The organism is Saccharothrix sp. ALI-22-I (assembly GCF_001984175.1).
GTDB lineage: Bacteria > Actinomycetota > Actinomycetes > Mycobacteriales > Pseudonocardiaceae > Actinosynnema.
The window spans coordinates 199,221-213,524 of record NZ_MTQP01000056.1 but is presented as its reverse complement, the minus strand read 5'-3'; the positions used below and the strand labels follow the sequence as shown (position 1 = coordinate 213,524).

The following is a 14,304-nucleotide window of genomic DNA, read 5'->3' as shown; positions in this document are numbered from 1 at the left end:
CGGTCATTCGATTGGTGAGTTGGCGGCGGCTCATGTTGCGGGGGTGTTTTCGCTTGAGGATGCGTGCCGGGTTGTCGAGGCGCGCGGGCGGTTGATGCAGGCGTTGCCGGTGGGCGGCGCGATGATCGCGGTGCAGGCATCGGAAGACGAAGTGCTTCCGCTGCTCAAGGGGCAGTCGCGGTTGGCGTTGGCGGCGGTGAACGGGCCGCGGGCGGTGGTGATCTCCGGTGATGCGCGTGCGGCTGAGGCGGTCGCGGCGCAGTTGGCGGCGATGGGGCGTAAGACGAAGCGGTTGACGGTGAGTCATGCGTTCCACTCGCCGCACATGGAGCCGATGTTGGAGGCGTTCCGGGCGGTTGTGCTTGGGGCGGGTCTTGGGTCGGCGCGGATTCCGTATGTGTCGACGGTTGGTGAGGCGGGGTCGTGGGAGTCGGCTGACTACTGGGTGGAGCAGGCGCGTCGGCCGGTGCGGTTCCGGGACGCGGTGGACACGTTGATCGCGGCGCAGGCCACCACGTTGGTGGAGGTCGGGCCCGGCGCGGTGTTGACGGCGATGGCCGCGGAGTGGGTCGGTGAGCCCGCCGCGGTGCTGGCGTCGGTGCGCGCGGACCGGCCCGAGCCCGCGTCGGTGGTCACCGCGTTGGCCGGGCTGCACGTGCGGGGCGTGGCAGTGGACTGGGACGCGTTCTACGCGGGCACCGGCGCCCGGCGCGTCGACCTGCCGTTCTACCCGTTCCGGCGGGACCGCTACTGGCTGACCGCGCAGACCTCCGACGCCACCGGGCTCGGGCTGGGCGCGGTGGACCACCCCGTGCTCGGCACGGCGGTGGACGTCGCGGGCACTGGGCAGACCGTGCTGTCCGGCCGGCTGACCCCGCGCGACCTGGCGTCACCGGCGGTGCTGGTGGAGTGGGCGTTGCGGGCGGCGGACCAGGTCGGCTGCACGGTGGTCGACGAACTCACCGTTCGGACGCCCCTGGTGGTGGACGGCGCGCTCCAGGTGCAGGTGGTGGTGGGTGCGCCGGAGGGCGACGGACGTCGTGCGGTGACCGTGCACAGCCGTCCGGACACCGACCTGGGCTGGACCACGCACGCGGTCGGGTACCTCGCGTTGGGCGGGCCCGCGCCGGTGGTGTTCGAGGCCGGTGACGTGGTCGAGGTGGCCGACGCGGCGGGCTACGACCTGCACCCCGCGTTGCTGGAAGCGGCGGTCGGGGACGGGTTCGGGTACCACTGGCGGTCGGTGCGCCTGCACGCTGCGGGCGCGACGGCGCTGCGGGTTCGTCGGGTCGCGACGCCGGACGGGGTTTCGGTCGAGGCGGTCAGCCCGGGTGGTGTTCCGGTGTTGACGGTGGGCGAGGTGCGGACCCGGTCGGTGGCCGAGCCGGACCGGAGTCGGGCGCACGACTCGCTGTTCCGGACCGAGTGGGTGCCGATCGTCGCGCCGAAACCGGTGCGGGCGTTGCGGTGGCGGGTGCTGGACACCGATCAGGCCGGTGCCGACGTGTCCGGTGTGGACGCGGTGGCGGTGCCGTTCGTGCTGGGTGTGGAGGACGCGCCGGGCAACGTGCACCGGGCGACGCGGGAGGCGTTGGCGTTCGCCCGGCGCTGGCTGGCCGACGACGGGCTCGCCGACACCCCGCTGGTCGTGATCACGCGGTGCGCGGTGGGTGTCGACGGCGGGCCGCGCGACCCGGCGGCCGCGGCGGTGTGGGGCCTGATCCGGTCCGCGCAGGCGGAGGCGCCGGGGCGGATCGTGCTGGTCGACGTGGACCACCTGGCCGAGCCGGGTGGGTCGCTGGCCGCGGTGCTGGCGTCCGGGCAGTCCCAGGCGGCGGTGCGGGACGGAACGGTGCTGGTCCCGAGGCTGACCCGGGTGCACGAGCCCGCCGTGCCGGGGCCGGGTTGGGACACCGCGGGCACCGTCCTGATCACCGGTGGCACGGGTGCGCTGGGTGCGCTCGTCGCCCGCCACCTGGTCACCGAGCACGGTGTGACGCGCCTGCTCCTCGCCGGTCGTCGCGGTCTGGCCGGCCCCGGCGCGGCCGAACTCCAGGCCGAGCTGACCGGTCTCGGCGCGCACGTCACCGTCGCCGCGTGCGACGTCGGCGACCGTGCCGCCGTCGGCCGGCTCATCGCCGCCATCCCGGCCGAGCACCCGCTGACCGGTGTCGTGCACACGGCCGGTGTGCTGGACGACGCGGTGATCGGCTCGCTCACCCCGGACCGCCTGAGCGCCGTGCTCGGGCCCAAGGCCGACGCCGCCTGGCACCTGCACGAGGCGACCCGGCACCTCGACCTCACCGCGTTCGTCCTGTTCTCCTCCATCGCGGGTGTCGTCGGCGGACCGGGCCAGGGCAACTACGCCGCCGCGAACGTCGCCCTCGACGCCCTCGCCGAGCACCGCGCGGGCCTCGGCCTGGCGGCGACGTCCATCGCGTGGGGCCTGTGGGCGGGTGTCGGCGGTCTCGGCGGGCACCTGGAGGAGGCCGACCTCAAGCGCATCGCCCGCACCGGGTTCCTCCCGGTCACCGCCGACACCGGGCCCGGCCTGCTCGACGCGGCGCTGCGCAGCGGCCTGCCGGCGGTGGTCGCGACGCCGATCGACGTGCCGACCCTGCGGACGCGGCCCGACCGGGTGCCCGCGATCCTCACCGGCCTGACCCGCACCACCGCCCGGCCGCGGGCCACCGACCGGGCCGACACCGCGCTCGACCTCGCCGACCTGCCCGAGGCGGAACGCCGCGCGGCCGTGCTGGACCTGGTGCTCGGCGAGGCGGCCCACGTGCTGGGCCACACCGGCGGTGTCGAGCCCGACCGGAAGCTGGCCGACCTCGGGTTCGACTCGCTCACCTCGGTCGAGCTGCGCAACCGGCTGGCCGCGGCCACCGGTCTGTCGCTGCCCGCGACGCTGGTGTTCGACCACCCCACGCCGGCCGCGCTCGCCGACTACCTGCACGCGGAGGTAGGTGAAGAGAACAACGCCCAAGGGGTCGACTACGCCGCCGACATCCGGTTGGCCGACGACATCCGGCCCGCCGCCGAGGTCGTCCGGGTCGCGGACGACCCGCGCGAGGTGTTCCTCACCGGCGCGACCGGGTTCCTGGGCGCGTTCCTGCTGCGCGACATCCTCCGCGACACGACCGCGCGCGTGCACTGCCTGGTTCGTGCGGACAGCGAGGAGCAGGCACGCGACAAGCTCGACGCGAACCTGCGCTGGTACCAGGTGGACGTCGACCGCGACCGGGTGTCCATTGTGGTCGGTGATCTCGGCGCGCCCCGGCTGGGGCTGACCGAGGAGCGGTTCGACCGGCTGGCCCGGGACGTCGACGTGGTGTTCCACGCGGGTGCGACGGTCAACTGGCTGCGTTCCTACGACGAGCTGAAAGTGCCCAACGTGCGCGGCACCGAGGAGGTGCTGCGGCTGGCCGCACGGCACCGCACCGTCCCGGTGCACCACGTGTCCACGGTCGGCGTGTTCCAGGGCGTGGTCGAACCGGGCGTGCCGCTGAAGGTCACCGACCCCACCGGCCCGGCCGAAGCCCTGCCCAGCAACTACCTGCGCACCAAGTGGGTGGCCGAGCAGGTGGTCGACCTCGCCCGCGACCGCGGCCTGCCGGTGTCGGTCTACCGGGTGGACGTGATCTGCGGCGACCAGGACAACGGCGCCGGCCAGACCCGCGACTTCGTCTGGCTCAGCCTGAAGGGCCTGGTGCAGGCACAGGCCGTGCCCGCGGGACTCAACGGCGCAGTGCACATGGTGCCGGTGGACTACGTGTCGGCCGGCATCACCGCGCTCGCCCGGCAGGGGACCGGGCGGACGTTCCACTTCTGCAACCCCGGCCACCAGGGCTTCGCCGACTTCGTGGAGCACCTGCGCACGGCGGGCTACCCGTTGCGCGAGCTGGACCGCGACGCGTTCCGCGACCGGGTCCGCGCCGACCGGGACAACGCCCTGCTGCCGCTGCTGGACGCGTTCGAGCTGATGGCCGCGGACAGCGAGGCCTTCTACCCGCCCATCGACACCACCGAGACCGACGCGGCGCTGGCACCCACCGGGGTGCGCCGCCCGGTCGTCGGGGAGGACCTGTTCACCAAGTACGTCGACTTCTTCGTGCGCGCCGGGTACCTCCCGCCGTCGCCGCCGCGAACCCTGGATTGAGGGGGACCATGACTGTCACCGACGAAGCGCCGCGCGACATCCGCGCCCGCGTCGCCGAACTGCGCGCGTTACGCGAGCAGGCCGAGCCCGGACCGTTCGCCAAGGCCTCGCAGGCGCAGCGCGACCGGGGCAAGCTGACCGTGCGGGAACGGCTGGACCTGCTGTTCGACGAGGGCACGTTCCGCGAGATCGAACAGCTGCGCCGGCACCGGGCCACCGGGTTCGGCCTGGAGGACCGCCGCCCGCACACCGACGGCGTGGTCACCGGCTGGGGCCGCGTCCACGGCCGCACGGTGTTCGTCTACGCGCACGACTTCCGCATCTTCGGCGGGTCGCTGGGCGAGGCGCACGCCGAGAAGATCCACAAGGTGATGGACCTCGCCGAGTCGGCGGGCGCGCCCATCATCAGCCTCAGCGACGGCGCGGGCGCGCGCATCCAGGAAGGCGTCTCCGCGCTCGCCGGGTACGGCGGCATCTTCCGCCGCAACGTCCGGGCGTCCGGCGTGATCCCGCAGATCAGCGTGATGCTCGGGCCGTGCGCGGGCGGCGCCACATACTCGCCCGCGTTGACCGACTTCGTGTTCATGGTGCGGGGCATCTCGCAGATGTTCATCACCGGGCCGGACGTGGTGCGCTCGGTGACCGGCGAGGACATCACGCACGAGCAGCTGGGCGGTGCCGACGTGCACGCCGGGGTGTCCGGGGCGGCGCAGTTCCTCTACGACGACGAGGTCGAGTGCCTGGCCGACGTCCGGCACCTGGTGTCGATGCTGCCCGCGAACAACCGCGAGCTGCCGCCGGTCGTGGCGTCGGACGACCCGGTCGACCGGGAGAACACCGCGCTGCTCGACCTGGTGCCGGCCGACCCGAACCAGGCCTACGACATGCGCGCGGTGATCGAGGAGATCGTCGACGACGGCGACCTGTTCGAGGTGCACGCCACCTGGGCGACCAACATCATCTGCGGGTTGGCCCGGCTCGACGGGCACGTGGTCGGCATCGTGGCCAACCAGCCCGCGTCCCTGGCCGGCGTGCTCGACATCCACGCGTCGGAGAAGGCGGCGCGGTTCGTGCAGACGTGCGACGCGTTCAGCATCCCGCTGGTGACGCTGGTCGACGTGCCCGGCTTCCTGCCCGGACGGGAGCAGGAGCACGGCGGCATCATCCGGCACGGCGCGAAGCTGCTGTACGCGTACTGCGCGGCGACCGTGCCCCGCATCCAGATGATCCTGCGCAAGGCCTACGGCGGCGCGTACATCGTGATGGACTCGCGGTCCATCGGCACCGACCTGTCGTTCGCCTGGCCCATCAACGAGATCGCGGTGATGGGCGCCGAGGGCGCGGCGAACGTCGTGTTCCGCCGCGAGATCGCCGCCGCGCCCGATCCGGAGGAAGCGCGGGTGCAGCGGATCAAGGAGTACCAGCGCGAGCTGATGCACCCCTACTACGCGGCCGAACGCGGGCTCGTGGACGACGTCATCGACCCGGCGCGGACCCGGTCCACGCTGATCGAGGCGCTGTCCGTGCTGCGCGCCAAGCGCGCCGACATCCCCGCCCGCAAGCACGGGAACCCGCCCACGTGACCGGCACACCGTTCCTGCGCGTGGACCGCGGCGCGCCGGACCCGGAGGAGCTGGCGGCCGTCACGGTCGCCGTGCTGGCGCTCCTGCGCGTCGACGAGCCCGCACCGGCCGCGGCGCCCACGTGGTCCTTGCCGCCCTATCACGCGCCCGGCGCGTGGAACCAGTACTCCCGTTGAGGAAGAGAGGCACCCATGACCGCCGTCCACAGCGACCGCGAACTCGCCGAGCCCCACCTGCGCGGGTGGCTGTCGAGCATCGGGCTGGACGTCGAGTACGTCCGCGCCGAGGGCAACACGCTCTACCGGCGTGCCGAAGACGGCCGCGAGGTGCCGGTGCTGGACTTCGCGGGCGGCTACGGCTCGTTGATGCTCGGCCACAACCACCCCGCGATCGTGGCCCGTGCGCAGGAGCTGCTCGCCGCGCGGACCCCGATCCACGCCCAGTTCTCCCGACACCCCTACGCCAACGAGGTGGCCAACCGGCTCAACCGGATCATCCGGCGCGAACTGGGTGACGACGAGGCGTTCTCGGCGATCTTCGCCAACAGCGGCGCGGAGGCCATCGAGGCGGCGATCAAGCACGCCGAGCTGGACCGGGTGCTGCGCGCGGGTGAGCTGATGGACTCGGTGCGGGCCAACCTGGCCGCTGTTGCGCCCGGCCGGCTCGCCGCGAGCGAGTTCGAGCGGATCGCCCGGCACAACGCGTCGGTCACCGCCCGCCCGCCGCTGTTCCTGACGCTGGAGGGCTCGTTCCACGGGAAGCTGGCGGGCAGCGTGCAGCTGACCCACAACGCCGACTACCGCACACCGTTCTCGGCCCTGGCGGCGCAGGCGCGGTTCGTGCCGTTCGACCAGCCGGGCGCGGTGAAGGAAGTGGTGGACTCCGCGCGCGCCGTGGTGCTCGACGTCGTCGTCGAGGGCGGCGAGGTGCGAGTGGTCGAGCGGGACTACCCGGTGATCGCGGCGTTCCTGCTGGAGCCCATCCAGGGCGAGGGCGGCATCAACGTGGTGTCGGCCGAGCTGGCGGGCGAGATCCAACAGGCGTGCGCCGGGCTCGGGGTGCCGATCGTGGTGGACGAGATCCAGAGCGGGATGGGGCGGTCCGGGGCGTTCCTGGCCAGTTCCCTGGTGGGGCTGCGCGGCGACTACTACGCGTTGGCGAAGAGCCTCGGTGGCGGGGTGGCGAAGGCGTCGGTGCTGCTGGTGCGCGAGTCGCGGTACCGGCCGGACTTCGAGCTGGTGCACAGCTCGACGTTCGCGAAGGACGCGTTCTCCTGCCACATCGCGTCGACCGTGCTGGACCTGCTGGAGGCCGACGACGGCCGCGCGTACCGGCAGGCGGCCGAGCTGGGCGAGAAGCTGGCGGGCGCACTGCGTGCGGTGCGGGCCGACTACCCGGACGTGGTCAAGGACGTCCGCGGTCGCGGCCTGATGCTGGGCCTGGAATTCCACGCCCAGACCGAGGCGTCGTCGGCGGCCATCCGCGAGAACGCCGGCTTCCTCGGCTACGTGATCGCCGGCTACCTGCTGCAGGCCCACGACATCCGCACCTTCCCGACCGCGAGCGCCGTCACCACGCTCCGCTTCGAACCGTCGATCCTGCTGACCGACACCGAGATCGCCCGCCTGCACACCGCCCTGCGCGCGGTGTGCGAGATCCTGCGGACCCAGGACGCCCGGGGCTTCACCACGTCCTGACCGCAACGGCCCACGCCGGCCCTTCCCACCGCGCGGAGTGGGAGGGGCCGGCCACATCAGACGCCGGTCACCGCGCGCACCGAACGGATGCGGCTGACCGGGAACTCGCGGTGTTCACCGCGAGGTGCGCAGTTGGCTTTCAGGTTCCCGGCGGCGTGGTCGACGGGGGTGATCACGTGCTTCACGGTGCTCCTCGGGCCGTTCGCCACGGCGATCTCCACCGACGTCCGGGTCACCAGAGCCTCCGCCAGCAGCACCACCTCCGCATCCCGCAACACCAGCGACTGGTCCCGCAGCAGGCGCACCGTCCCCGTGTTCGGTCTCGGCCGCTCCCGCTCGACCAGCGCCGACGCCAGCTCCGCCAGCTCCGGCCCGGTCAACGGCGGCCGCGACCCACCGGTCGTCCCGCGCACCGGCGCGGGCGGCTCGACCCGGCGCCTGGGCACCCGCTCCAGCACCGACATGCCGTCCGCGGTCGACGTCGTCGGCGCGTAACCGGCCGCCCGCAGCAGCGCCAACGTCTCCGGCGCGGGCTTCGCGGACGCCAGGACCGTCGGCCCCAACGGCTGCAACGACAGCCGCGCCAACGACCGGTGCCCGGCGATCTCGCTCAACAGCACCGGGTCCTCCGCCCGCACGCAGCACGCCACCGGCGTCACGGTGATCCGCCCGTGTCGCCGCGCCACCTCCGGCACCACCCGCTCCAACGCGTCGGGCGGCACGAACCGGTCCGCCACCTCCGCCACCTCCGCCGCACGACCCGCCAACACCGCGCGGCCCAACGCGGTCGGCGCGCCCAACGCGACCAGACCCACCGACTCGGCCTCCGCCAGCGCCGCCTCCGTCGCCGCCCGGTCGTGCACCGCGGGCCGCGTCCACACCAGCTCCGCCACCACCTCGTGCCGGTGCTCGTACGCCTCGTCCTCGCCCAGCCGCCCGTAGTGCTCCAGCACACCCCGCCTGGTCCACGTCATCCGCGGCCACGCGTCGGCCAGCGCCGCGAGCCGGACCGCGGGCGTCCCGGCACGCCACCCGTCCGACCGGCCGGTCGGCACCAGCCTGCCGTCGTCCACCGCGAGCAACCGCGCCTCCACCGCCAGCTCCACCCACAGCCGCGCCCGCACCTCGTCGGTGCGCAGCACACCCGCGACCCGCCGCAGCTCCCGCAACCCCACCCCGACCCGGCACACCACGTGCTCCACGTCGCACAGCTCCACCAGCCGCGTCACACCGTCCACAGTGGACGTCGCGGCCCGGATCGCGGCCCGGTCGGCGAAACCCCGTTGCTGCGCGGCACGGCGAGGCGTGCGCGGCGCGGGCGTGATGCGGCGCGGCGGCACCTCCTCCAACGGCCGCAGACCCGGCGAGCTGATCAGCCGATCACCCGCCGGCCACAGCAGCGCCCGCGCGCGCAACTGCCCCAACGCCCGCTTGAGCTCCGCCCGCGACGCCTTCCCGGTGCACCGCAACCGTTCCGCCAGCACGTCCACACCGGCCTCGTCGCCGAGCCGCACCGCGGTGTCCAACACGTCCCGGCAAGCCTGGTCGAGCCCGTCGACGGCGGCCCGCAGCGACACCGTCGTGGTCAACTCGTCCGCCAACGCCCGCAACGAGTGGGGTCGGCGGTCGGCGGCGTCCTCGCGCAGCGCCAGGATGTCGCGGATCTCCTGTGCGTCGAGTCCCCGCAGCCAGCCGGCCAGCGCCGATTTCCTACCCATCCGGCCGATTATGCACAGAAAGCGACCACTCGGTGACGCGTTGGTATAGAGCGTCCGAATGACCACGGATGGACGTACGTAAGCTGTGTGCCGTGGAATTCACCGGCTTCGGCGAACACGCCATCGACTTCTACGACGGACTGGAGGTCGACAACTCCAGGGCGTACTGGGACGACCACAAGGACGTGTACCTGCACGATGTCCGAGCGCCCATGGAGGCCCTGCTCGCCGCGCTGGAGTCCGAGTTCGGTAAAGGAAAGGTCTTCCGGCCCTATCGCGATGTGCGGTTCAGCAAGGACAAGACGCCCTACAAAGACCACTGCGGCGGCGTGGTCGAGTTGGGCCGCGGCGGCGGCGCGCACTACGTCCAGATCGGCACCGAAGGCCTGTTCGTGGCCGGCGGGTCGTTCGCCATGGCGTCCGACCAGCTCGCCCGCTACCGCGAATCGGTCGCCGACGACGTACGCGGCCGGGCCCTGGAGAAGCTGCTCGCCAAGCTCGCCAAGACCGGCTGGGAACTGCGCGGCGACAAGCTCAAGCGGGCGCCGCGCGGCGTCGACCCCGAGCACCCCCGCATCGAGCTGCTCAAGCACAAGCGCGTCTACGTGGCGAAGGTGTGGCCCCCGGACGACGTGCTGCACGAGCCGGGCTGCCTGGACCGGGTCCGCGGCGCGTGGCGCGAGGTGACCCCGTTCGTCGACTGGTGCGCCGACCACATCGGGCTCACCGAGGTCGGCTTCCGCTGAGCCTGCCCGTGCGGGTGACCAGGTAGCCCAGGCCGACACCGGCCACGTCGACCAGGCCGTCCAGCACGTCACCGCCGCGGCCCAGCGCGGTGATGAGCCACTGCAACACTTCCGAGACCGCCGCGTAACCGATCAGGCCCGCGAGCAGCGGCGTGAGCGGCAGGCCCGCGTACCGCCCGGTGGCCATGAGCAGGGCGAACAGCAGGAAGTGCACCACCTTGTCGGTGCCCGGTGGCGCGGTCGGCAGACCTGACGCCGGAGTGAACAGCACGATGACGCTGAGCAACGCGGCGACCACGAACGGAAGGATTCTGACGCCCACGACGCCGATTCTGCCTGTTTCGGGGAGATTACCCCCCGGTACATCCTGATCGGTCCAGTGACAGCGACTACGCTACTGAAACGTGAGTCGACGCGCGAAGATCGTCTGTACGCTGGGTCCTGCCACCGCGACCGAGGACAAGGTCAACGAGCTGGTGGCGGCCGGCATGGACGTGGCCCGGATGAACTTCAGCCACGGCAGCCATGCCGACCACAAGCAGGTCTACGACCTCGTCCGGTCGGCGGCCGACGCCTCCGGGCGCGCGGTCGGCATCCTGGCCGACCTCCAAGGCCCCAAGATCCGGCTCGGCCGGTTCGCCCACGGCCCCGTGGAATGGCGCACCGGTGACATCGTCCGGGTGACCGTCGAAGAGGTCGAAGGCACCCACGACCGCGTCTCCACCACCTACAAGCAGCTGGCGCAGGACGCCAAGGTCGGCGACCGGCTGCTGGTGGACGACGGCAAGGTCGGCCTGATCGTCACCGAGGTCGACGGCCCGGACGTGGTCTGCGAGGTCACCGAGGGCGGCCCGGTCAGCAACAACAAGGGCCTCTCGCTGCCCGGCATGGACGTGTCCGTGCCCGCGATGTCCGAGAAGGACATCGAGGACCTGGAGTTCGCCCTCAACCTGGGCGTGGACTTCATCGCCCTGTCGTTCGTGCGCTCGCCCGCGGACATCGACCTGGTCCACCAGGTGATGGACCGCGTGGGCCACGGCCGCAAGCCGGTCATCGCCAAGGTCGAGAAGCCCGAGGCGGTGGACAACCTCGAAGCGATCGTGCTCGCCTTCGACGGCGTCATGGTCGCCCGCGGCGACCTGGGCGTGGAACTGCCGCTGGAGCACGTGCCGCTGGTGCAGAAGCGGGCGATCCAGATCGCCCGGGAGAACGCCAAGCCGGTCATCGTGGCCACCCAGATGCTCGACTCGATGATCACCAACTCCCGGCCGACCCGCGCCGAGACCTCGGACGTCGCCAACGCGGTGCTCGACGGCGCGGACGCGCTGATGCTGTCCGGCGAGACCTCGGTCGGCCGGTACGCCATCGAGTCGGTCAAGACCATGGGTCGCATCATCGAGGCCGTGGAGACCGAATCCACCGTGGTCCCGCCGCTGACGCACGTCCCGCGCACCAAGCGCGGCGTGATCTCCTACGCGGCCCGCGACATCGGCGAGCGGCTCAACGCGAAGGCGCTGGTCGCGTTCACCCAGTCCGGCGACACGGTGCGGCGGCTGGCCCGCCTGCACACGCCGCTGCCGCTGCTGGCGTTCACGCCGGAGCCCAGCGTGCGCAGTCAGCTTTCTCTCACCTGGGGCACCGAGACGTTCTTGGTGCCTAAGGTGGACTCGACGGACGAGATGGTCCGCCAGGTGGACCTGTCGATGATCGACATCGGCCGGTACCAGCCGGGCGACCTCGTCGTGGTCGTGGCAGGCTCGCCGCCTGGCACCATCGGCTCGACGAACCTCATCCGGGTGCACCGCCTGGGGGAGGACGACCACGCTTAGGAGATGACGTGACCGAGGCTGCCCGCGCCGCGGCAACCGCCGAGTTCTCGGATGTTCCCCTGGACATCGACGGTGTGCCGCACGGGCAGCCCGTTCTCGATCGTCTCGTAGCACTGCTCGACCTCGAACGCATCGAGGAGAACATCTTCCGCGGGGTGTCACCCGCCCAGTCGCCGGTGCGGGTGTTCGGCGGCCAGGTCGCAGGCCAGGCCCTGGTCGCGGCCGGCCGCACCGTCCCGCCGGAACGCCGGGTGCACTCGCTGCACTCGTACTTCATCCGCGGCGGCGACCCGACCGTGCCGATCGTGTACGAGGTGGACCGCATCCGCGACGGCCGGTCGTTCACCACCCGGCGCGTGGTCGCGGTCCAGCACGGCAAGGCGATCTTCGCCCTGTCGGCGTCGTTCCAACTGGACGAGCCCGGCCTGGACCACCAGGAGCCGATGCCCGCCGTGCCGTCGCCGACCACGCTGCCCACGTACGCCGAGTCGGCGTCCGGGTACCTGGAGAAGGTCGGCATGGCCGGCCTGCCGAGGCCGATTGACATCCGCTACGTCACCGAGCCGCCGTGGCGCGCCCGCGACGACGGACCGGGCGAGGCACGCAGCCAGGTGTGGATGCGCGCCGACGGCAAACTCCCCGACGACGACCTCCTGCACGTCTGCGTACTGGCCTACGCCTCCGACCTGACCCTGCTCGACTCGATCCTGGTCCGCCACGGCGTGTACTGGGGCACCGACAAGGTCCTCGGCGCCAGCCTCGACCACGCCATGTGGTTCCACCGCCGTTTTCGCGCCGACGAGTGGTTCCTCTACGACTGCGCCTCCCCGTCAGCCTCCGGCGCCCGCGGCCTGGCCACCGGCCACTTCTACAGCCACGGCGGCGAGCTGGTGGCCACCGTGGTCCAGGAAGGCCTTCTCCGAGTGCTGCCGTGAACTCGCGCACCGCCGATCGGCCTGAGCTAGACTAGAGCTCTGACCTGGCCTTATATCGGACCAAAGGTGCCCCGATCGGGTGATCATGACCCGACCACCTATAGAAACGCCGTTATTCCAAGGTCGAAACGTCGGTTGAAACAACGAGGCCGCGACCAACCGGACGCACGGATCACCCGGCAGCCCGCAGCGCGTCCCACAATGCCCGGACGTGGTGTTCCTTCGTCGATTCCGCGCCGATCGCCACGCGGATGGTGAACCGGCCGTTGACGGTGGTGTGGGTGATGAACGCGTCACCGCCGGCGTTCACGCGGTCCATTGCGGTTTTCGTGGTCTCGTCGCCGTTCTTGTGCGCGATGGTGAGCAGCGAAAGGGAACGCGGGGCGACGAGTTCCCAGTTCTCGTCCGCCGCGACCCACGACTCCAGCAGCGCCGCCAACGCCACGTGGCCGCGCAGGTGCGCCCGCACACCCTCCAGGCCGTACCAGCGCAGCACCGACCACAGCTTCAACGCGCGGAACCGGCGGCCCAGGGGGATTTGCCAGTCGCGGTAGTCGACGACCGCGCCCGAATCCGTCGCGGTGTTGCGGAGGTATTCCGGGAGGATCGTGAGGGCGTTCACCAGCACGTCCGGGTGGGCGGTCCAGAACAGGGACAGGTCGAACGCGGTCAGCATCCACTTGTGCGCGTTCGCGGTGAACGAGTCGGCGTGGTGCACGCCGTCGAACAGGTCGCGGAACTCCGGGCAGAGGGCCGCCGGGCCCGCCCACGCGGCGTCCACGTGCAGCCAGATCCCGTGCTCCTCGCACAACGCGGCGATCTCGCGCACCGGGTCCACCGCGCCGGTGCCGGTGGTGCCGATCGTGGCGCACACCAGGACCGGCTTGTGGCCCGCGTCCACATCGGACCGGATCTGCGAGGCCAGGTCGTCCACTCGCATGGCGTGCGCGGCGTCCACGGCGATCGACCGCACCGCCTGCTCGCCCAGCCCGGCCATGCGGGCGGCGCGCTCGATCGACGAGTGGGTCTGCGATGACACGTACACCGTCTCCGAACCATCCACACCGGACTGCCGCCACTTGTCGCCGGACTTGCGGTGCAGGGCGGCGAGGATCGCGATCAGGGCAGCCGACGACGCGGTGTCCTGGATGACGCCGCCGCCGAGGAACCGCTCCGGCAGGCCCATCGCGCCGACGAGTTCGTCCAGCAGGTGCTGCTCGACCTCGGTGGCGGCGGGGGAGGTGGACCACAACATGCCCTGCACGCCCAGGCCCGACGAGAGCAGGTCGCCCAGGACCGAGGGCAGGGACGCGTTCGACGGGAAATACGCGTAGAAGCCGGGGTGCTGCCAGTGCGTGGTGCCGGGCAGCACGATCCGGTCCAGGTCCGTGAGCAGACCGTCGAAGCCTTCGCCCTGCTCGGGCAGCCCGGCCAGCCGGTCGCGCACCCAGCCGGGTTCGACCTGCGACTTCACCGGGAAGTCCGTGACGCGCGAGCGGTAGTCGGCGATCCAGTCGATCACCTCGTGGCCGATCCGGCGGAACTCGTCAGGCTGCATGGGACGCAGATTAGACGCGCCGCCAGAGGCGGGTGGTTCAGCGTCGGGAGGTCTGTAACAAATGGAACAGTGGAAC

The 14,304-nt window shown here is 72.0% G+C and carries 10 protein-coding genes; 7 read left to right on the top strand and 3 right to left on the bottom strand.

The window, feature by feature from the left end:
* Window positions 1-10 precede the first annotated feature (10 nt).
* From ALI22I_RS54690 to ALI22I_RS16175, 4 genes are read left to right on the top strand one after another with little or no spacing between them, the layout of a single operon-like run.
* Entirely contained in the window at window positions 11-4,162 is a 4,152-nt protein-coding gene (locus ALI22I_RS54690) for a thioester reductase domain-containing protein (protein WP_274522974.1), read from the top strand.
* Between the two features lie 8 nt (window positions 4,163-4,170).
* Window positions 4,171-5,745, top strand: a complete 1,575-nt coding sequence (locus ALI22I_RS16185; protein ID WP_077006306.1) for an acyl-CoA carboxylase subunit beta — start codon at window positions 4,171-4,173, stop codon at window positions 5,743-5,745.
* Window positions 5,742-5,921, top strand: a complete 180-nt coding sequence (locus tag ALI22I_RS16180) for an acyl-CoA carboxylase subunit epsilon (RefSeq protein WP_077006305.1) — start codon at window positions 5,742-5,744, stop codon at window positions 5,919-5,921. The genes ALI22I_RS16185 and ALI22I_RS16180 overlap by 4 nt, the downstream gene beginning before the upstream one ends.
* Window positions 5,922-5,936: 15 nt before the next feature.
* Window positions 5,937-7,442, top strand: a complete 1,506-nt coding sequence (locus ALI22I_RS16175; RefSeq protein WP_077006304.1) for an aspartate aminotransferase family protein — start codon at window positions 5,937-5,939, stop codon at window positions 7,440-7,442.
* A gap of 56 nt (window positions 7,443-7,498) precedes the next feature.
* Here ALI22I_RS16175 and ALI22I_RS16170 read toward each other — a convergent pair whose 3' ends face one another.
* Window positions 7,499-9,160, bottom strand: a complete 1,662-nt coding sequence (locus tag ALI22I_RS16170; RefSeq protein WP_077006303.1) for a hypothetical protein — start codon at window positions 9,158-9,160, stop codon at window positions 7,499-7,501.
* A 92-nt stretch (window positions 9,161-9,252) separates the two neighbouring features.
* On the opposite strand from ALI22I_RS16170, the gene ALI22I_RS16165 reads away from it, so the two are divergent.
* Window positions 9,253-9,906 (top strand): DUF2461 domain-containing protein, encoded by a 654-nt coding sequence (locus tag ALI22I_RS16165; protein ID WP_077006302.1) that lies wholly within the window; start codon window positions 9,253-9,255, stop codon window positions 9,904-9,906.
* Here the strand turns inward: ALI22I_RS16165 and ALI22I_RS16160 are convergent.
* The gene (locus ALI22I_RS16160) at window positions 9,884-10,228 is read right to left on the bottom strand and encodes a VanZ family protein (protein WP_077006301.1); all 345 of its coding nucleotides are present in this window, start codon (window positions 10,226-10,228) and stop codon (window positions 9,884-9,886) included. The two genes, ALI22I_RS16165 and ALI22I_RS16160, sit on opposite strands and share 23 nt — an antisense overlap.
* Before the next feature lie 82 nt (window positions 10,229-10,310).
* On the opposite strand from ALI22I_RS16160, the gene pyk reads away from it, so the two are divergent.
* Window positions 10,311-11,735: a pyruvate kinase gene (gene pyk, locus ALI22I_RS16155; RefSeq protein WP_077006300.1), complete on the top strand. Its 1,425-nt coding sequence runs from the start codon at window positions 10,311-10,313 to the stop codon at window positions 11,733-11,735.
* Window positions 11,736-11,743: 8 nt separating this feature from the next.
* Entirely contained in the window at window positions 11,744-12,670 is a 927-nt protein-coding gene (gene tesB / locus ALI22I_RS16150) for an acyl-CoA thioesterase II (RefSeq protein WP_077006299.1), read from the top strand.
* Between the two features lie 172 nt (window positions 12,671-12,842).
* On the opposite strand, the gene ALI22I_RS16145 is transcribed toward tesB, so the two are convergent.
* A complete protein-coding gene (locus tag ALI22I_RS16145) occupies window positions 12,843-14,228 on the bottom strand; it encodes a pyridoxal phosphate-dependent decarboxylase family protein (protein WP_077006298.1) in 1,386 nt (461 codons plus the stop codon).
* Window positions 14,229-14,304: the final 76 nt, after the last annotated feature.

Coding starts and splice junctions, on each gene's coding strand:
- ALI22I_RS16145 (WP_077006298.1), bottom strand. CDS start 14,228: ATGCAGCCTGACGAGTTCCGCCGGATCGGCCACGAGGTGATCGACTGG.
- ALI22I_RS16185 (WP_077006306.1), top strand. CDS start 4,171: ATGACTGTCACCGACGAAGCGCCGCGCGACATCCGCGCCCGCGTCGCC.
- ALI22I_RS16175 (WP_077006304.1), top strand. CDS start 5,937: ATGACCGCCGTCCACAGCGACCGCGAACTCGCCGAGCCCCACCTGCGC.
- ALI22I_RS16170 (WP_077006303.1), bottom strand. CDS start 9,160: ATGGGTAGGAAATCGGCGCTGGCCGGCTGGCTGCGGGGACTCGACGCA.